This is a genomic window from Phragmitibacter flavus, assembly GCF_005780165.1.
GTDB classification, from domain to species: Bacteria; Verrucomicrobiota; Verrucomicrobiia; order Verrucomicrobiales; family Verrucomicrobiaceae; genus Phragmitibacter; species Phragmitibacter flavus.
In genome coordinates, this window is sequence record NZ_VAUV01000009.1 from 167,736 (window position 1) to 185,410 (window position 17,675).

The following is a 17,675-nucleotide window of genomic DNA, read 5'->3' on the forward strand; positions in this document are numbered from 1 at the left end:
TTAAAGCCGATCAACCCGCATAAGAAGTATACTTGCGCAGCTCGCTCATGCGAGTCTCCACATCCACCAGCGATACCGTTTCAATCTTCCGGGTGCTGAATGCCTCGCAGGTGAAACTTGCCGTCACACTCCCATAAGCCACCGCCGTTTTCAGATCTTCAAACGTCGGATCAAACTTGCCCTGAGAAGCAAGCCAGCCCGCCATGCCGCCCAGGAAACTGTCGCCAGCCCCCGTCGGATCGAACACACTCTTCAACGGATAGGCCGAGCACGAGAAGAACTCATCTTCGCCAGGACCAAACAAGAAGCTGCCATGCTCGCCACGCTTCACCACCACAAAACGCGGACCTTTTTCACGCAAAAGACGACCCGCCTCCACCAAATTCGAAGTCCCGGCAAACTCGCGCGCCTCGCCGTCATTGATCACCAAAAGATCCACGCGCTTCAACACCTCATGCAAACGGTCGTTCGCAATACTGATCCACAAATCCATCGTGTCCATTGCCACAAACTTCGCGCCTTTCGCCTCATCCAGCGTTTGCCCCTGATTGTCCGGACTCGCATTCGCCAGCACCACGATCGGAGCCTCTGCAGCAGCACCCGGCAGACTTGGCTTCCAATGCTCCAGCACGTTGATGCCCACTTTCAGAGTGTCCCGCGTGTTCATGTCCGCATGATATTCACCCGTCCACGTAAACGACTCGCCACTATGGCGCTCCAACGCATCCAGCGTGATCCCCTTGCTCTCCAACAGATCCAGATGGGCTTTCGGAAAATCATGTCCGATGATCCCGCAAAGATGCACCGGATTGGCAAACACACTGGCCGCTAGCGATGCGTAAGCCACTGAGCCACCCAGCAGCCCTTCCTGGAAATCCGAAGGCGTTTTGATATTGTCGATACCGATGGAACCTGAGATGAGAATAGACATAGATCTAAATATAGAGATGGGTTGATGGGTGAATCTCCCCTTCTTTCGACTCACCCGGCAAACCTTGCAACGGCAAAATGCTCTCTCATAATTTTGGTCTTAAATTAATGTTCAATCTGACAGCCACTGCCCTTGCAAAAAGGCTCATTTCGTTTTATGGTTGGGTGTGAGCGTTAACACTAAAACCCTCGAAAAATCCAAGGGCACCAAAGCTCTCGATACCCAACGAGTTAAAATTGACGGAATAGAAGTCAGTCTTCATCGCCATCCAGGTAAAGGAAAACTGACCACCTATCAGATCAAAAAAGCGGTAAAGGCTGCTGCTTCCAAATAGTCTCGCGCTGGCCTTTGTTCTATGAGCACGGTCGAAACGCAGGTTTTTATCAACTGCCCTTTCGACGATGAATACCGTCCGCTTTTTCATGCCACAGTGTTCTCAGTTGTCTTGTGTGGCTATACCCCAAGATGCGCACTTGAAGCGCAGGACTCAGGCGAAGTGCGTCTAAACAAAATCATAAGGCTTATTCGCACCTGCCGATATGGCATACACGACATCTCTCGCACTGAGCTTGATCAGGTCAACAGTCTTCCCCGATTCAATATGCCTTTCGAATTGGGTTTATTTCTCGGTGCTGCGGGCTTCGGTGATGCCAAGCAAAAACGAAAGGTCACTTTGATATTTGATTCCAAACGTTACCGCTATCAAAAATTCATCTCTGATATTGCCGGCCAAGATATCAAAGATCACGACTGCAATCCACACCACGTGATCAAGAAAATTCGCGACTGGTTGTCTTCATCACAACCCAACATTGCGCTTCCAGGAGGTCGGAAGCTCATCGAACGGTATGAAAATTTTCACTCAACCCTGCCAGCCATGCTCTCCTCACTAGAACTGGACGAGGGTGAAATATCCTTCGTCGACTTTTGCCGCTTGATTCAAGCTTGGCTCGTAGCCGAATAATTCGGTCCGTCCCTGATGTCTTAAAAGAGATCACTGAGGCCCGATCAACGTGTAATGGCTGATGATGCGATACACCTCGTCGACATGTCCATTTTTGCGAAACTCAAACTTCATCGGCGCACTCTGACCCGCCAGCCAGATCTCAATTTCTGAATCAAAATCAAAATGCCCCGCACTCTCTTTCGAGTAATGCGAGATGCGTTGATACGGGACACTCAAAATCGTCCGCTTCTTCCCTGTCAGTCCCTGTTTGTCGACGGTGATCAGCCGCAGATTGGTGAAAATGATCAAGTCACGCACCAGCTTGTAGGCATAATGCACCTCCTCGCCCTCGATCAGAGAATCCTGAACATCAGGCAATACAGAGGTCACATCGACCCCATTGGCATGCCCAAGCAATCCGCGAATAAATCCCATTGGTTTGGTTTAGCGGGTTCGCCATCATTTGTCATCTGCCACCAATAAAAAACATCAGCGCTTGCGCTTGGGGACCACGGAGGTGTCCAACACGTTCCCTTCAAGATTTTTGAACAGCACTTCGATATCACCAGCCGCTCGATCCACCTTCAGCAACAGATAATGATGCTCCTGAGCGAAAAACTTCGAATTGGCATCCTTGTAGGGGTTTCCGTCGCCCTTCAGACAGGTGTTAAAATACGGCAGTCCACCCCTCAATTCCGCCCGCTCAGCAAAATAGCCAAACCCGCTGATCAACGCCGTGCCTCGATTGAACTGTTCGTGCCAAATCCCCTTTGTCTGGCCCGCAACGGTGCTCTGCCGTTCATTCATCAATGTCACCACCTGGCCAAATTTGCCCGAGGCGCGCATGACATTTTTATACCACTCAAACTGTTCCGACTTCTCATCAAATGCCTGCCACGTCGTTCCTACATCCGTGATGTGATTCAGATCCAGCGCAACGAATCGCACGCCAAAATCGGGAATGTCAAAGTGCCAAACCCATTCATGGACCGGCAGCGCAAAGAAATCCCGATAAGCAGTGGCTCTCACATCATACACCGAATGATCCGGCGGTTTCGGACCGCGTGGGGTAATCTCGCGATCGTGATTCCCCAAGATCGGCATCAGCGGCGTAGAACGAAAGATCTCCGGATAGCGATCAATGAATGCACTGAACGCTTTTGTCCCCTCCCTGCCCTTCTCGTGAAGGCTCGCCACATTGTCCCCCGCAGTGATGATCAAATGCACGTCATCCTTCACCAAAGCCGACAAATCATGCTGCGGCGCATACCCCCAGTCCCCCACCACGGCCACCCGCAATTGCTCACTGGGATAGCTCTTGAACGAATGCACCTCACTGCTCGCGGCACCATCGCCCACCTGATAAAACCAGACCAAATCCCTGCCTGGAATCGACACATCCACATGGTGACGCGACCGCTCCCCTTCCAATGCCACACGATATTCCATTTCCTCCGTCGTGCCATAACGCACCACGGATGCCGTCGGCTTCGTCGTCTCCCAATTGATCACGATCCGCGAGGGGTCATGATACTGATGCGTGAGCCAGATTCGTTCCACCTGTGCCTCCGCCGGTGGAAGCGCGGTCCCTAACACCAGCACTGAACAAACCAAAAAATAGCGGATCATTCAAACACTACGCCGTGTGGCGCGCCATTCTACACAAACCAGATGTAGCACATGAAGTAAATAATCACTCCCGTCACCGAAACATAAAGCCAGACCGGCAGCGTCCAGCGCGCGATGCGTTTATGTTTGTCAAACTTCCGACCAATCGCCGGCACCACGGCCATGATGATCATCGGCAGATTTACGATCGCCAAAATGATATGCGAGATAAGAATGGTGAAATAGACATACCGAATCTCTCCCTTGCCACGAAACGGAAAACTGCCCACGTGGTAATGATAGATCAGATAACTCGTCAGAAAGGCGGCTGACACCAGCAATGCCGACACCATGAATCCAATATGAGCCCCTTTTTTTCCAGCCTTGATGGAGAGCCATCCGGCCACCAGCAGGATGGTAGAAACACCGTTCAATGTTGCGTTTAATGAGGGCAGGTCAGTAACTTCCATGAGTTCAATGAAGGAGAATTGAGGGGTAAATCGGGGCTGCTACTTCGCGCTTTTTTGATCCTCGAGCAGCGTCTTGATATCGATGCGGATTTTTTCCCTGAAAAATCCCGCGAACTCCGGGTCAGGGCTGGAGATGTCATACAATCCCCGCACGTGCCCGTTGTGATCAACCAGCGCCACTTTCATGTCATGGAGAAACTTGTCGTCTGGCGTCAATCGATCCGCTTCCGGCACATCCTGCACGTCCTGAAATCCGAAATACTTGGTCATGTAGACGCGAAGATCATCCTTGGGCCCGGTAACAAACCACCAGTTCTTCGTGCTAAGCTTGAAGTTCTCGGTGAACTTGCGCAGGTCCTCCGGCTTGTCGTCAGGATCGACACTGGCAGTGAGAAAATGAATGTCTGCACTGTCTCCAAATTCATCCTGCAGCTTCTTCATCTCGGCAACCACGCCAGGACAACCACGCGGGCAGCGCGTAAACACCCAGCACGCAAGAATGACCTTCCCCTGCAACTCTTTCAGTTCCACCTGTTGACCATTACTCTCAGTAAAGGTGAAGTTCTTCTCCAGACGCGAAAGCATGGGTAAACGCGGCGTCAACTTGTCGGCCTGCAATTTCATCATGTAGTTCCAAAACACCACCAATCCCAACATGATCAAAATGATCGGAATCCAAATGCTTAAAGGGTGAAGCGGCTGTTTCTGAGGTTTTTCAGGATCGGACATGGTTTTGTATAGAGAAGCGTTGGAACACTGAAGTTTATTGCCAAAACACCATGCTGATGACCAGCATGAGCGGCAGATAAATCAGGGTGTAGAAGAAGAGCTTGCGTGCGACCGGACGCTCACGCTCACTGCAAAACTTCCACGCCAGCAGAATTAATACGAAATTCACGGTCAGTGCGGGCAGAAGAAACCAGTAATTTGTCAGTCCCGTCAATGGCGGCAGCAACATCAACGCAGCTGCCAAAATGGAAAAGATCAACGCCAGCCGCGACGTCTTGCCACCACTGTCATCGTCATTGGCCCACATGACAAATCCTCCCTTGCGATACTCCTCCCGATACATCCAGTTGATCGCCAGAAAATGCGGCAACTGCCAAAGGAACAACAGCAGAAACAGATAGATCGCCCCGGGCTCAATCAGCAATCCCCAGCGGATGGATTCAGCCTCGGAAGTCGGCGGCCCCATCGCCCCCGCCCAGCCAATCAACGGCGGGAGTGCGCCTGAAACCGCGCCCACAATCGTGTTCCACGCCGAACCCTGCTTCATCGGCGTGTAGATGAACAAATACACCCCCAAGGTCATCGCGGTGAGAATGGACGCCTCAATGTTGACCATGTTGGCCAGATGGATCAGCGCGAAAGCACTCAGCAACCAACCGATCCCGAAAGCAAAACTCGGCTCCATGCGCCGCGCAGGAAGCGGGCGGTCAGCCGTGCGTTGCATGCGGCTGTCCGGCTCAATTTCCATCAATTGATTAAACACCGCAGCACCAAACGCGGCGAGAATGCTGCCGATCAAGGTATGCGCCAGCAGCCAACCATTGAACGGCTCGCCACGGTTCAGCCAGAATCCAAAAAAGGTCGTCACGATCACCAACGCACTGAGGCGAAATTTCGTCAGCGTCAGCAAGTCCGCGCGGGTCAACCTGGACGGTGGACTGGAGGTGGTGGCGGAACTGACCGAATCGGACATGACTTAAATTGGTGCGTTTTAACCCCTGGCACTCGCAGAACGCGCCCGCCAAACGCCCAATATCCACAGAAACAGGCCGCTGACCAGCAGCGATGACAATCCAATGTGCAAAACTTGCGCCGTCCGCACGATACCTACATGTGCCAGCACGATGCCAAGGACCATCTGCGCAAACACCAGTCCCACGATGGACAATTCCAGCCAGCCGAAGCCCCCCATGCTGCGCCGCACCCGCCAGGCAAAATACAACGTCCAACCCACAATCACCCACGAAAAACTGCGGTGATAAATATAGGACATGCTTTGCTCCAGCTCACCCACCCAGTCACTGCGGGATTCTCCCTGATGAATCCGTGACAACTCATCGGTCATTTCCCTCACCTGCGAACCCAGTATCCCCTCAAGCACCACCAGTCCCAGCAACGTCGATGCCACCCAAAAAAGTCCGGGGGCGGCACTGGCCTCCACCTTCAAGCGCCAAGGCGCAGAGGTTCCGCCCCAAGCCGTGTAAACCAGCATGCATTGCAGCAAAATGGCCAACGCCATGTGCAGCGTGATAATTCCCGGTTTGAGTCCGCTCAACACCACTTGAGCGCCCAGCCAGGCATTGAGCAGCACTAAAAACAATGAAGCCACCGCCGCGGCAAATACTCCGGGACGCCTCAGTTTGAATTGACCAAACGACGCAACGAAAAGCACCAGCACCGACAAGCCCACCGGCATGCTTGTCAGACGATTAAAATATTCGATCCAGGTGGAAACCGCATCAAACTCCGCCCGCAAACTCTCCTCAGTGATGCTTGCCGGATCACGACCATGCCGCGCGGCTTTCTCACGGAATTTTTCCAGATCCAGATGGTCGAAATCGATGTCCTCCACCTTGGTCGGTGGAATCAACCGCCCGTAACAAAGCGGCCAGTCAGGACAGCCTAATCCAGATCCGGATGCCCTCACACTGGCCCCCACAAAAATCAGCAACTCCACCGTGATGAAAGTCACCAGGGCAATCTTCTGAAATAAAGTCCACTTCATGCCTCTTGAATCGTTAGTGTCCGCCCTCCACCCAACATCCAGCAACCGCTGACGAAGCGTCATCCACTTCGTCTCACTGACCAAAACCTGTTAGACAGCGTTGATGATCGCTCAAGGAACAGCCGCAGCAGGTGCTGGTGCCGGAGCTTCCGCAGCAGGTGAAGCTGTAGGAGCAGGAGCAGGCATACCGCTGGCCTTCGCTTGAGCTTCCGCAAACTGCTTGGCCGCTGCCGCGCTGTTTTCGGCGATAAATTCATCGAACTCCGCCTGATCGATCACCTCCAAGGTCGCCCGCATGCCGCTGTGACCTGGTCCGCAGAGCTGGCCGCAAATGATGTCCCAAGAACCCTTTTTTGTAGGCTTGAACCACATGTGGGCATGCACCCCAGGAGTCGCATCCTGCGCCACCCGCATGGTCACCAGAGCGAGGTTATGAATCACGTCCTTGCTGTTGACGTCAATGATCACCGGACGATCCACCGGAATGGTCATCGTGCCACCTTTGATGAAATCGTCATTGCCGTTCGGATCTTTATAGTCGCGACCAATAATGTTCCCGGCGGCGACATCGATATGTTTCAAATGCACCTTGCCCAGCGACTTGTCCGAACCTGCATACTGGAAATTCCAGAGGAACTTTTCACCCATCGCACGCATCTTGACCACATCGCCACCGCTTGGATAGTTCACAGACTGCTGGGACCAGAGAGGAAATGCAAAACCAAGAAGCAGAATCGCCTCGACAATCACCACCCCAATTTCGATGTGGGTGGAGGCATGCCCGCGGACCCCGTGATAATCCGCTTTCGGATGACGCCCCTTACGGAACTTGGTGAACACAATCACCAGGAAGATGGACCAGCCAAGGAACAGGATGAACATGAACCAGTTCACCACTTCCATCATGTGGTCCACCATGCCGCCGTGCTCAGAGGCAAGCGGAGGCAGGCCTAGCAATTGGTTGATGGAGAAAAAGGCGAGTTCGGGTGCGTTCATTGGTTGTTAAGTGACTCTAGGTGCTCGCGCTCACGGCGGGCAAAGTTAAACATGATTTTGATGAGCAGGCCCAGCACGAAGAAAACTACCACCACCATGAACATGAGCATCATGTTGGCGGCGCGGGCAATTTCCGTGGTCTGATCAGGCAGACACACCGCGCAGGAAAGCAGATTGGGCAAAAAATTCATGACGTGATCGTTGAGATTAGACTCGAATGGTTTTGCTTTTCACTAGGACGAACCACAGCGTGTAAACGAGAAGCCCAAGGGCCAGCGATCCACTGAGGTTGCCAATAACGACAGCGTTGTTTTCTAAAGCCAACTCGGGCTCCATGATTGTCCACACCGAAAATCCACCCAAGCACGCTAACGCTAAGAAAAGGAACAGAATGTGAAAACCGCGAAGCGACATGGAAATGATTATTTAGAAATTAACGATTTCCTTCGATACCAACGGATAGGCGAAACCCATCCAGGTCAGGAAGAATAATCCGAGCACAAACACGAAGGTGAACAGTAACACCTTGTATACGAGTCCACGCTCGCTCTTAAGGTGCATGAAAATCAATGCCACAAGGCTCGCCTTGAGAACGGCCACCAAAATACCCACGGTGATGTTCAATTCGTGACTGCCGAGATCCACCCTCGAAATCACCACAGTGAATCCGGTGGCAAGGAAGAGGATGGCTCCGACGATCCAAATGAGCTTGGATTGCTTGGCGAAGTATTCGGGACTGTTGTGGTCGTCGTGATCGTGATCGTGTGCCATGAATTGAAAAATACGATGAAATTACAGGGTCAAAGAAAGGTCTCAGCCTCTTACATGAGGTAAAGCAAAGGGAAAAGGAAGATCCAAACTAGGTCGACGAAGTGCCAGAACAAACCACCCACTTCAACGCGGTTGGCAAGGTGCTCGGGATCTTTGTCATAGATTCTTTTGCCGAAGAGAAGGAAGTGCGTCATCACCACCATGCCAGCCAACACGTGCAGACCATGCAGACCGGTCAGCGTGAAATAGATGGCGAAGTAATTGCCGTATTTTGGGGTGAAGTTGGAGTAGAACTTGATGTCCTCCTTCTTGATCGCCACCTGTGGGTAGTCGTGATGACCACCATCATGGCTTTCAGCATTGCCCGCCGGGACAGCGGCCTCTGCCTTCATTGCCTCGGATGAATTCGGCATGACCAGGGCATGTTGTTCGCCACCGGCAAGTTTGAGTTTCATGGTGAACGCATGACGGACGAAGTCGCCGTTGGACATGGGCTTCTGATCCGCGTGTTCCTCATGAAACTTGGCCAGTTCAGCCTTGGCGTGATCGGTAAATTTCTTTTTCCACTCCTCGCCAAGCACCTTCCAGATGTCCGCCTTTTGAAGCAGTTCGATGGCATTCTCCGGATCGACCTCTTCAGCAGGAATCAAGCGGCGCAGATCCAGCTTGTCAGCATAGAGATGCATGGTGTCGTCCGCCATCTTGCCATCAATCACCGTGCCGTCTCGGAAGGTCCCCTTGGTCCCGTCGTAATCAAACAGCTTGGATTCGGGAATGGCAAAAGTCAACGGAGCCACAGCCTGAAGGGTCACGCCCGACAGCGGGTCCTCCTTACCGGTGGTTGGATTGATGTTCTCGCGGGCTTCCTTGATCAGGCGTTTCACCTGGGCACCATCGAGAATGATCTCCTCACCACTCTCCGTCTTGAATTTCGGTTCACCAGCGGTGAGGTATTTGAGGAACTTGGCATCCGAGGCCGTCGTGCCGACGGTGATGCCGAAGAGACCGCTTTCCTTGGGTTTGGTGGAAAGGGTGACGGTTTTGACGTCGTCGAATTTTACGAAATATCCGGCTTTGTTGTCCACCGCCTTGTCCTCAACAAAGTGGCCTTCGATGTTCGAGCCATCCTGCATCAGAACACCGTAGTGGTGAAACTTGTCATTGTATTCAAAGCTTTTGATCACCATAAACCCGGCAGCGCAAGCCAAGGTAAGCACCATCCAAATACGATACTGATTAAACTTGCGACGTTTCACCGCCAGCCATGCTTGAAGCACGGTGATCGATGAGAAAATCAGCACGAGGGTGTTAAGGAAACCCAATTCCCATGTCAATACATGAACCGGCCAGGGACCTTCCGGCGCCAGACGCAGGAAGATGTAGGCGGAGAACAAACCGCCGAAGAGCATGACCTCAGAGGCTAGGAACAGCCAGATGCCAATCTTGGCATTGTAGAGGCCGGTATCCGGCCGGGGTTTCACGGTATAAGGAATTTCCATCTGGTTGGCTTAAAGAATTTTGAGTGGTGAAGGATGAATTGAACGGGGAATCTCGGTGTCACAGACGCGGGCTGAAACTCTTCATTCAATTCATGGACTGTGGTTAGTGATCTGCGTGGGTTAACTTTTCCTCCACCTTGACGCCGTCGGCCACCCATTGAGGTGAGTAATCCGTTTCAGCACCAGGAACGCTGTATTCATAAGGTCCGCGGACCACGACAGGCTCGGTGAGGAAGTTGCCATGCCCTGGGGGTGTCGGGGTTGCCCACTCCAACGTCGTGGCGTGCCATGGGTTGTCGCTAACCGCTTTTTTACCGCCCTTGATGCTCAGGAACAAGTTCAAGATGAAGGGAATTTGAGCGATGGCGAGTGCCCATGCTGCAAAGGAGGTGACCTCGTTCAGCCAAAGCAAACCTCTGGTCGTTTCTTCAAAGGCTGCACCGCCATCATGCCAGCGACGATGGAAGCCGGCAATGCCTTGATATAGCATCGGGGCGAACAGCAGGTTCATCAACACGAGGGATGGCCAGAAGTGCAGACGCCCCAGAAACTCGCTCATGTGTCGACCCGTTATTTTCGGATACCAGTGATAGATGCCGGCAAATAATCCGAAGATACTGCCAGGAGCCACCACGTAGTGGAAGTGACCGATCACGTAATACGTATCATGCAGGAAAAGATCGATCATGCTGAACGCAAGCGGCAGGCCGGTCAGACCGCCAATACCGAACATCGGCAGGAAGGCGGCGGCGAACAACATCGCCGTGTTGAAACGGATGGAACCGCCCCAAAGGGTGATCATCAAACAGGTGAGCAGAATCACTGAAGGAACCGAAATCAACACCGTGGTGATCTGGAAGAAGGTGCTGACCACCGAACCCATGCCGGTCAGATACATGTGGTGAGCCCAGACAATGAAGCTGAGGAAACCGAGGACCAACACGCCGTAAACCATCGACTTGTAACCCCACAATGGACGGCGGATGTTGCAAGGAATGACGTCCGAAACGATCGCGATCGAAGGAAGCAGAAGCACATACACTTCCGGGTGACCAAGGAACCAGAACAAGTGTTGGTAGAGCAACGGGCTGCCACCACCGGCGATGTCGAGGTGTTTGCCACCTTCAACCAGACCAGTAGGAAGGAAAAAGCTGGAACCCAAGACGCGGTCGCTAAGCTGCATCAAGGCGGCCACTTCAAGAGGAGGGAATGCAAGAAGAAGCAGGAATGCCGTGACCAGCATCGCCCAGCAGAAGAAGGGCATCCGCATCCAGGTCATCCCCTTGCAACGCAGGTTGAGAATGGTGGTGATGAAATTGACCGACCCAAGCAGCGACGACGATATGAGGAATACCATGGCCATCAGCCACATCGAACCCCCGGTCATGAAGATGTTTTTCACATCCATCTGCGCCGTGGTGGCCAGCGGTGAATAGTTGGTCCATCCGACCTGGGCAGCACCCGTGGGCAGGAAAAAGCTGAACATCATCAACATGCCGCCGATGAAATAAAGCCAGTAGCTCCAGGCGTTCAGTTTTGGGAACGCCATGTCCACCGCACCAATCTGCAATGGCATGATGTAATTGCCGAAAGCGGCGAAACCGAGGGGCACCACGCCGAGGAACACCATGATGGTGCCGTGCATGGCACCGAACATGTTGTAAAGCTCGGGGCTGACGATGCCGCCAGGAGCCCATCGATCACCAAGAAGGGCACCAAAGATCGGCATCACCTTGCCTGGGTAGGCGATGCTCCAACGCATCACCATCATCAGGAAGAATCCGAACAACAAAAAGCACATGGAAGTCAGACCGTATTGAACCCCGATGACCTTGTGGTCAGTGGAGAAGACATAACGGTAGATCCAGCTCGGCTTGTGATGGTCCTCGTGCGCGTGATCCGCGTGAGGGACATCGTGACTGGCTGTGGTGGCGCTCATGAGTGTTTAGTAAAGATAAGGGAATCAGGGTTGGGCTGGAGCTGGGGCCGCAGCGGGTGCAGCGGTGGCTCCTGGTCCGGCAGGAATCTCGCCGGGAATGTCTTTGTCTGCAAATTCTGCCAATGTCGCCTCTGTCCAGGCACCCGTGTGCCCGGCGGTGGTCTCGCGCACCTGCTTGACCATCTCAGGAGTCACCATGTGAGCTTCGTTGCCCCAACTATTACGAATGTAGGTCAACACATAGGAAATTTCTTTGTCGGAAAGCTGCCCAAATGGGGTCATCACGCTGTTGTAGGTATTTCCCTTCACGGTCACTGGACCTGCCAAACCATGCAGAACAACGCGCGCAACACGCTCGGTTCCGCCGGTTACCCAATCCGATCCGGCCAGTGGAGGAATGGCACCCGGTTGTCCCATGCCAGTTCCCTGGTGACAGCCGGTGCAGTTGTTGTAAACCGAAGCCCCCTTTTTCATCGCGAACTGGAACGGGTCCAAATCGCCTTCTGGATTAATCTCAATCGGGCGAACGTCTTCCGGCTCACCAACGAAGGGTGAACTGCGGTTGAAGTCGAATCCACCCACAAACGCTCCTGCATAACCACCGCCGATCAACATGGCGGCCATGCTGGCCACAAAAACCCACATGGGTGCGGGTTCGCGCCCCGGCTGCACCGTGGGCTTCTCACGCCGGGCAGCGGCATGGAGACGGTCCAGGTCGGTCGCGTCGTAGTTCGTCGGCTCGTCTTGTTTCATGTCAGATCAGATCGTTGCTAAAAAATTCCTACTCTTGCGGCACCTGACCGGGAATGGGTTCGTCTTTCTTGAGAGATTTGATGTATTTCACCAGTTCCAAAGTCTCCGGCTTGGGCACCACTTCATAACCTTTTTCAGGAGCAAACTCCTTTGGCAGATCCAGCGCATGGGCCGCGCCAGAACCTTGAATTTTCTGCACCTTGAAGAGATGGCGGTGGGCCGGCATCACACTCCAGGGAAACAAAGACTGCGGCGCGTAAAGCTTTTGTAGCAGTTTCTTGTCGTCCTTGATGCGATAACCCACGTTCGCGAGATCGGGGCCATTACGGGCGATGCCCAATGGAGCGACGGGCTCATGCATGTAGTCACGCGCTGTGCTCGGACGCACCACCAGCTTCGGCTGTGGAGTCTGATCGGATCCCCAGCCCATTTTCCAGCCGTCGGTCAATCCTTCGAAGGAGGGACGGATCACCTGGGTGTGGCACTGATTGCAACCCTCGCGGAGATAAACCAGCTGTCCTTGACGGTAGATGCCGCCGCCAGGATAGGCACCGGTCATTCCATCACGATCCTGATCGTAAGGCAGAGGCGCAAGCTTCTGACCCCACAGCGCGGGTATGATCACAAGAAGTAACCAGGGAAGGCCAAAGGCAAAAGCCAGACCGTAGATGAATTTCGGGAAATTCGTCATGCTTCGATTTCAGTAGTGGTAGCGGACATGATGGTGCCTGGCACGTAGTCGTGATGACTGTCGTGCACGAGCAGGGTGGGAGTGGAGGTGCGGCGACCAAGTCCCATCACCATCAGCACCAGATGGATGAAGAACCAGGTGTTCGACCAAAGGATGAAGGCCCACGCTAGGGCGCGACCAATCAGATAACCGCGGGCATTGGTGATGCTGCCGATGAAAGGCTGGTTCCAGTTGTCAGGACTGTTGGTGGACGCACCTTGGGCGAGACCGCCGACGATCATACAAACCACAAGTGCGGTGATGCCGTAAACCGAGAACCAGAAGTGATTGCGGATGAGGCGGACGCTGAGCCATTCACAACCCGTCAGGCGGGGAACAATGTAATAGATGGCGCCAAACATCGTCATGCTGAAGAAACCGTAGATGGCGAGCAAATGGAATCCATATTCGGCATGGGTGAACTGCATCGTGCTTCCACCCCAGAAGGTGCCGAGCAATGCACCAATGGCGGCCATGATCAGGTAAGAAAACGATCCCACGAAAACAAAGCGAAGGGTCGGGCTCGACTCAATCAAACCGTGTTTGCCGAGGGTGGTCATGTGGTTGTTGAGGGCGAGAACGCCCGCAGGCACCAGGAGCAACACCCAGGCCATGCCACTGACGCCTGGCATCCATGCTGGCAATGGTCCGGCCATGTATTTGTTGAATCCGGTCCACCCACCGAGGACGATCAATCCCCAGAATCCGAACTGCGCAAGCTGGAAGCTGTAAACGGGTTTGCCGGTGATCTTGGGGATAAAGTAGTAACTGGCGGCAACCCCGATCGGCGTGAAGAACAGAAGGATCAGCGAACTGACATACCAGGCATTGATGCCAGCTCCGAAAGCTCCGAGCGGAGTGGAATTGGCATAATGATTCAAGAAGAGGTTGGCGGTAAGGAACAGCCAGGGAAAAGCAAACAATCCCACCATCACGTAACGCGACACGAGTTGGTAGCCGTCCTTCTTCTGAGCAAGAATGTAGTGGGCGACCATTTTCCAGGCGATGATCAGATACGAAACCAGCAACAGCGGCCAGACAAACACGGGGAATTCAAGCCATTGGAGTGAAGTGCTGCCACCGAGAATCACGCCAAACACGCCGATGGTCACGCCGATGTTCCAGAAGATGCCGGCCACGATCATCGAACCCTGACCACCTGCGAGAGGAACCAGTGATCGGCGGGCAATCAGCCATAACGCGGTGCCGAGCCCCGCTTGCATGGCCCAGCCATAAACGAGGGTCGCCATGTGAACCGGCTGCAACCGACCGTAGTTGAGGAACCACAACCAGTCATAGTCGAGGAACTGCGGATAGAAAATCTTCACGGAAGCAATCAAGCCGAGCACGGTTGAAGCCAGCAGCCACATGGCCGCATTGGTGAAGAAAAACAGCACCGGCGCTTTCACCGAGCGGTCAATCTCCGCGCGGCGCAGGCTGTCACTGTTTGAAACTGGTGTTTCTGATGTCTCCATGAGATGTTGGGATGAAGGCGTAGCTGAGAGGCGGATTAAGCTTCGGGTTGAGGAGGTGCTGCCGGAGCAGGCGCTGGCTCAGGCGCGGTTTCGGGAGTTGCAGGAGGAATGGGAGCGGAATCAGGCGCTGGACTTGGAGCCGGTGGAGGGGTGGGTGCTGCAGGGGCCGGGGCGGGAGTCGGAGCCGGTGCAGAGGGGGCCGGGGTTGGCGCTGCAGGCTCAGGAGTAGTGGCGGGTGCAGGCATCGGTGCCGCAGGAGCGGGTGAGGGAGAAGGACTTGCCGGGGCAGGAACGGGAGCGGGTGCGGGCGCAGGAGTCGATGCTGGAGCAGGTGTTGGCTCTGGAGCAGCAGGGGCAGGAGCTGGAGTTGGAGCAGCGGCTGGATCGGATTTTTTCGCTTTTTCTGGTGGCGCATCGGCGGCTTCCTTGGCCTCGGCAGCGGCGGATGCTTCTGCGGCAGCCTTCTGAGCGGTGGGAGATTTGGGATCAAGCACGGTGGTCGCTTTTACCGGCCGACCTTTCAGCACGCCAACGACCTTCTCATAAACCGGCATCGGATCACCCGCCAGACCATACTGGGCCATGATGTCATGTTGGGCCTTGGTCAACTCTTCCTTCATGGCGACGCGCTCTTCATGAAGAGGCGAAGCCGCAGGTCCGCCAAACATCCATTGGAACAGGGCAGCTGCCACGGCAAAGCTCGCGAACGCAGCCAGAACGCCGAGAAATACGGAAAGCGCTTTTGAGGGTGTTGGAGGAGTTGGAGTCGACATGTAGGTTGGCAGAAAATTAGGACTTCACGGTGACCGACTCAAGAAGACGAGGGTCGCGGCAGGGGTAGAGGCTGGCTTTTGCAAGACGACGGAGGGTTGCCCAGCCCAACAGACCACCGATCCCGATGAAGGCAAACAGGTCTCCCCATACGGCACCGTCGATCCAGATCGACTCCCCGTGGGTCAAAGACGGAGCACGCTCTGGCATGATCAACCAGTAAATGTCGACCACATGCATGAACAGAATCCACACGCAGATCCAGCTCATCAGCACCGGCTTTTTCTTGCGGCCAGCGGAGAGAAGAACCACGAAGGTGGCGGCGAAATGTCCCCACACCAGAAGATTGCTGACAAACCACCATCCGCCCGTGTTGCGAGTCAGGTAGAAGCGGGTCTCCTCGGTGATGTTGGCATACCAGATCAGGAAAAACTGGCTGAAGGCGATGTAGGCCCAGAACACCGTGAAGGCGAACAGCAACTTGCCCATCAAGTGGTAATGCTCTTCGGTCACCACTTTACCCAGGTAACCATTGGAACGAAGATAGGTGAGGGTGATGATCGTCACCGCCATGGAACTCCAGGCACATCCGGCGAAGATGTAGACGCCCCACATGGTGGAAAACCACGAGTAATCCATCGCCATGATCCAGTCCACCGCTGCGAAAGTTACGGTCAGCGCGTAGGGCAGAAGCAGAAGGCAGCAGAACGAACGGGAACGGAAGGTGTGGCTGAACTTGCCGTCCGTGTCTTGTTGAATGCTCCAGCGGCGCAGGAAGACGGCGAGGGCACCCAGCACCACGAAGTAGAAAATGGCACGCGCCGTCCAGAAGGGCATGTTCAGATAACCGAATTTGGCGACCAGCAAATGCAGATGCGGATCAGCATAAGCCATGTGGTGAAGGCTGTCGTAGAGGCTTTCCCCGGCACCAGCATGCGCGGCAGCTTCGCGATGGGCGGCAATCCATTCCCAAAGGGCCTCACGAATCGGCGGGGAGAACACCAATGGAATGGCGAAAAAGGCGAGCCACTTGATGTTTGCCCCCAGGTTCTCAAACAGACGGCGAATGGCGACACTCCAACCGGCATTGATGGCATGTTGCAACATCACCCAGAAGATGCCGCCGCAGGTGATGGTGAAGTAGAAGAAGAACGCGAACAACCATGAATAGGCGAACTGCGCCTGGCGGTCCGGTCCAAAAACCCCAAACAGATAAAGAGCAGAGATCACCGTGCCGAGGGCACCGAGAATGAACATCAGGCCGTTGAGCTTGCTGAATTTGGCCAGATCGAGACGTTCACCGTCGCGGGGCAGGTCATCGAGAGTGATGGAGTGGGCGCTCATGCAGGAGATTCAAATCAAAGACAAAGACAGAGGCAAAAGAGGTCTGGCTACTACTACTTATTTGGCGGGGTTCTTGGCGGCGTATTCCAAGGTGCGAAGGTAGGCCACGATGGCCCAGCGATCCCGCACCGTGATGTTTGCTCCATAAGCACCCATCTGGTTCCAACCATGGGTGATCACGTCATAAAGTTTGCCGTCCGGCCGGAAGGTGGGAGCTGCTGGATCGGCCAGCCCCATGTCGGTAAGATTGGCGGGCACCACGGTGGAATATTTGACAAAAATCCCCTGGCCGTTGCCGGATTCACCGTGGCAGATCGCGCAGTTAATGTTGTAACGCTCACGACCGCGCTCTAGCAAAGCAGGCGTCAATTCGACTTCAGGTGGCAATCCGTCCCCATAAAAGTCGCCCATTTTCCCGGTGTAATAATAACCAGTGCCGTGGGTGAACTCGATGTCCTGCGGCGTATAACCCTCGCTGGCTGGTTGGGAAGGAACATTAAATCCCATCGGCATGGTGCCGGCAACCGGCTTGCGCATGGCATGGCCATCGGCGAACAGGTTGCTCGAAACCTGATACTTCACCTTGGCCTGATCATCCATGTCAGGCAGGAGCTCAAAAGGGGTGTTTTCGAACTTGTGTCCACGGAAACCGGCGAAAGCAACGACGGTGATGGCAACAAGCAGATAACTAAGAAAGAAATACTTCAT

20 protein-coding genes are annotated in these 17,675 nt (G+C 54.2%); 2 read left to right on the top strand and 18 right to left on the bottom strand.

All coding sequences use genetic code 11. From position 1 onward, the window contains the following. Window positions 1-10 precede the first annotated feature (10 nt). Window positions 11-931 carry a PfkB family carbohydrate kinase gene (locus tag FEM03_RS13560; RefSeq protein WP_138086812.1) on the bottom strand — a complete coding sequence of 307 codons (921 nt, stop codon included), beginning with the start codon at window positions 929-931 and terminating at the stop codon, window positions 11-13. Window positions 932-1,097: 166 nt separating this feature from the next. On the opposite strand from FEM03_RS13560, the gene FEM03_RS24440 reads away from it, so the two are divergent. Both FEM03_RS24440 and FEM03_RS13565 read left to right on the top strand, forming a co-directional pair. After that, window positions 1,098-1,265: a hypothetical protein gene (locus tag FEM03_RS24440; protein WP_166442846.1), complete on the top strand. Its 168-nt coding sequence runs from the start codon at window positions 1,098-1,100 to the stop codon at window positions 1,263-1,265. 21 nt (window positions 1,266-1,286) lie between these two features. Beyond that, window positions 1,287-1,895 carry a hypothetical protein gene (locus FEM03_RS13565; RefSeq protein WP_138086813.1) on the top strand — a complete coding sequence of 203 codons (609 nt, stop codon included), beginning with the start codon at window positions 1,287-1,289 and terminating at the stop codon, window positions 1,893-1,895. A 30-nt stretch (window positions 1,896-1,925) separates the two neighbouring features. On the opposite strand, the gene FEM03_RS13570 is transcribed toward FEM03_RS13565, so the two are convergent. From FEM03_RS13570 to FEM03_RS13655, 17 genes are all read right to left on the bottom strand, one after another. After that, window positions 1,926-2,312, bottom strand: coding sequence for a PH domain-containing protein (locus FEM03_RS13570; RefSeq protein ID WP_138086814.1), 387 nt, complete (start codon window positions 2,310-2,312; stop codon window positions 1,926-1,928). Window positions 2,313-2,366: 54 nt separating this feature from the next. Then, the gene (locus FEM03_RS13575; protein WP_138086815.1) at window positions 2,367-3,506 is read right to left on the bottom strand and encodes a metallophosphoesterase family protein; all 1,140 of its coding nucleotides are present in this window, start codon (window positions 3,504-3,506) and stop codon (window positions 2,367-2,369) included. 29 nt (window positions 3,507-3,535) lie between these two features. Continuing rightward, complete coding sequence (locus tag FEM03_RS13580) at window positions 3,536-3,955, bottom strand: DUF420 domain-containing protein (protein WP_138086816.1); 420 nt, start codon at window positions 3,953-3,955, stop codon at window positions 3,536-3,538. Window positions 3,956-3,994: 39 nt separating this feature from the next. Beyond that, on the bottom strand, window positions 3,995-4,612 hold the full coding sequence (locus FEM03_RS13585; protein ID WP_166442847.1) for an SCO family protein: 618 nt from the start codon (window positions 4,610-4,612) through the stop codon (window positions 3,995-3,997). A 106-nt stretch (window positions 4,613-4,718) separates the two neighbouring features. Further along, a complete protein-coding gene (gene cyoE / locus FEM03_RS13590) occupies window positions 4,719-5,657 on the bottom strand; it encodes a heme o synthase (protein ID WP_138086818.1) in 939 nt (312 codons plus the stop codon). An 18-nt stretch (window positions 5,658-5,675) separates the two neighbouring features. Next, window positions 5,676-6,689: a COX15/CtaA family protein gene (locus FEM03_RS13595; protein WP_166442848.1), complete on the bottom strand. Its 1,014-nt coding sequence runs from the start codon at window positions 6,687-6,689 to the stop codon at window positions 5,676-5,678. 111 nt (window positions 6,690-6,800) lie between these two features. Then, entirely contained in the window at window positions 6,801-7,685 is an 885-nt protein-coding gene (locus FEM03_RS13600) for a cytochrome c oxidase subunit II (RefSeq protein WP_138086820.1), read from the bottom strand. Further along, window positions 7,682-7,876: a hypothetical protein gene (locus tag FEM03_RS13605; protein WP_138086821.1), complete on the bottom strand. Its 195-nt coding sequence runs from the start codon at window positions 7,874-7,876 to the stop codon at window positions 7,682-7,684. The genes FEM03_RS13600 and FEM03_RS13605 overlap by 4 nt, the downstream gene beginning before the upstream one ends. A gap of 235 nt (window positions 7,877-8,111) precedes the next feature. Continuing rightward, window positions 8,112-8,456 carry a cytochrome C oxidase subunit IV family protein gene (locus FEM03_RS13610; RefSeq protein WP_138086822.1) on the bottom strand — a complete coding sequence of 115 codons (345 nt, stop codon included), beginning with the start codon at window positions 8,454-8,456 and terminating at the stop codon, window positions 8,112-8,114. Window positions 8,457-8,506: 50 nt separating this feature from the next. Beyond that, window positions 8,507-9,955 carry a cytochrome c oxidase subunit 3 gene (locus FEM03_RS25185; RefSeq protein ID WP_240772783.1) on the bottom strand — a complete coding sequence of 483 codons (1,449 nt, stop codon included), beginning with the start codon at window positions 9,953-9,955 and terminating at the stop codon, window positions 8,507-8,509. Between the two features lie 103 nt (window positions 9,956-10,058). Continuing rightward, window positions 10,059-11,894 carry a cytochrome c oxidase subunit I gene (locus tag FEM03_RS13625; RefSeq protein ID WP_138086823.1) on the bottom strand — a complete coding sequence of 612 codons (1,836 nt, stop codon included), beginning with the start codon at window positions 11,892-11,894 and terminating at the stop codon, window positions 10,059-10,061. Between the two features lie 24 nt (window positions 11,895-11,918). Continuing rightward, on the bottom strand, window positions 11,919-12,647 hold the full coding sequence (locus tag FEM03_RS13630; RefSeq protein ID WP_138086824.1) for a c-type cytochrome: 729 nt from the start codon (window positions 12,645-12,647) through the stop codon (window positions 11,919-11,921). Between the two features lie 28 nt (window positions 12,648-12,675). Further along, window positions 12,676-13,338: a cytochrome c family protein gene (locus FEM03_RS13635; protein WP_138086825.1), complete on the bottom strand. Its 663-nt coding sequence runs from the start codon at window positions 13,336-13,338 to the stop codon at window positions 12,676-12,678. Then, complete coding sequence (locus FEM03_RS13640; RefSeq protein ID WP_138086826.1) at window positions 13,335-14,852, bottom strand: cbb3-type cytochrome c oxidase subunit I; 1,518 nt, start codon at window positions 14,850-14,852, stop codon at window positions 13,335-13,337. The genes FEM03_RS13635 and FEM03_RS13640 overlap by 4 nt, the downstream gene beginning before the upstream one ends. 35 nt (window positions 14,853-14,887) lie before the next feature. Next, a complete protein-coding gene (locus tag FEM03_RS24765; protein ID WP_206171000.1) occupies window positions 14,888-15,544 on the bottom strand; it encodes a hypothetical protein in 657 nt (218 codons plus the stop codon). A 97-nt stretch (window positions 15,545-15,641) separates the two neighbouring features. After that, complete coding sequence (locus FEM03_RS13650; protein WP_138086827.1) at window positions 15,642-16,967, bottom strand: hypothetical protein; 1,326 nt, start codon at window positions 16,965-16,967, stop codon at window positions 15,642-15,644. 57 nt (window positions 16,968-17,024) lie between these two features. Then, window positions 17,025-17,675 carry a c-type cytochrome gene (locus FEM03_RS13655; RefSeq protein WP_138086828.1) on the bottom strand — a complete coding sequence of 217 codons (651 nt, stop codon included), beginning with the start codon at window positions 17,673-17,675 and terminating at the stop codon, window positions 17,025-17,027.

Bases quoted from the DNA above. Each gene is read 5' to 3' on its own strand.
- FEM03_RS13560 (WP_138086812.1), bottom strand. From the start codon at position 931: ATGTCTATTCTCATCTCAGGTTCCATCGGTATCGACAATATCAAAACG.
- FEM03_RS13565 (WP_138086813.1), top strand. From the start codon at position 1,287: ATGAGCACGGTCGAAACGCAGGTTTTTATCAACTGCCCTTTCGACGAT.
- FEM03_RS13570 (WP_138086814.1), bottom strand. From the start codon at position 2,312: ATGGGATTTATTCGCGGATTGCTTGGGCATGCCAATGGGGTCGATGTG.
- FEM03_RS13575 (WP_138086815.1), bottom strand. From the start codon at position 3,506: ATGATCCGCTATTTTTTGGTTTGTTCAGTGCTGGTGTTAGGGACCGCG.
- FEM03_RS13580 (WP_138086816.1), bottom strand. From the start codon at position 3,955: ATGGAAGTTACTGACCTGCCCTCATTAAACGCAACATTGAACGGTGTT.
- FEM03_RS13585 (WP_166442847.1), bottom strand. From the start codon at position 4,612: ATGTTGGGATTGGTGGTGTTTTGGAACTACATGATGAAATTGCAGGCC.
- cyoE (WP_138086818.1), bottom strand. From the start codon at position 5,657: ATGTCCGATTCGGTCAGTTCCGCCACCACCTCCAGTCCACCGTCCAGG.
- FEM03_RS13595 (WP_166442848.1), bottom strand. From the start codon at position 6,689: ATGAAGTGGACTTTATTTCAGAAGATTGCCCTGGTGACTTTCATCACG.
- FEM03_RS13600 (WP_138086820.1), bottom strand. From the start codon at position 7,685: ATGAACGCACCCGAACTCGCCTTTTTCTCCATCAACCAATTGCTAGGC.
- FEM03_RS13605 (WP_138086821.1), bottom strand. From the start codon at position 7,876: ATGAATTTTTTGCCCAATCTGCTTTCCTGCGCGGTGTGTCTGCCTGAT.
- FEM03_RS13610 (WP_138086822.1), bottom strand. From the start codon at position 8,456: ATGGCACACGATCACGATCACGACGACCACAACAGTCCCGAATACTTC.
- FEM03_RS25185 (WP_240772783.1), bottom strand. From the start codon at position 9,955: ATGGAAATTCCTTATACCGTGAAACCCCGGCCGGATACCGGCCTCTAC.
- FEM03_RS13625 (WP_138086823.1), bottom strand. From the start codon at position 11,894: ATGAGCGCCACCACAGCCAGTCACGATGTCCCTCACGCGGATCACGCG.
- FEM03_RS13630 (WP_138086824.1), bottom strand. From the start codon at position 12,647: ATGAAACAAGACGAGCCGACGAACTACGACGCGACCGACCTGGACCGT.
- FEM03_RS13635 (WP_138086825.1), bottom strand. From the start codon at position 13,338: ATGACGAATTTCCCGAAATTCATCTACGGTCTGGCTTTTGCCTTTGGC.
- FEM03_RS13640 (WP_138086826.1), bottom strand. From the start codon at position 14,852: ATGGAGACATCAGAAACACCAGTTTCAAACAGTGACAGCCTGCGCCGC.
- FEM03_RS13650 (WP_138086827.1), bottom strand. From the start codon at position 16,967: ATGAGCGCCCACTCCATCACTCTCGATGACCTGCCCCGCGACGGTGAA.
- FEM03_RS13655 (WP_138086828.1), bottom strand. From the start codon at position 17,675: ATGAAGTATTTCTTTCTTAGTTATCTGCTTGTTGCCATCACCGTCGTT.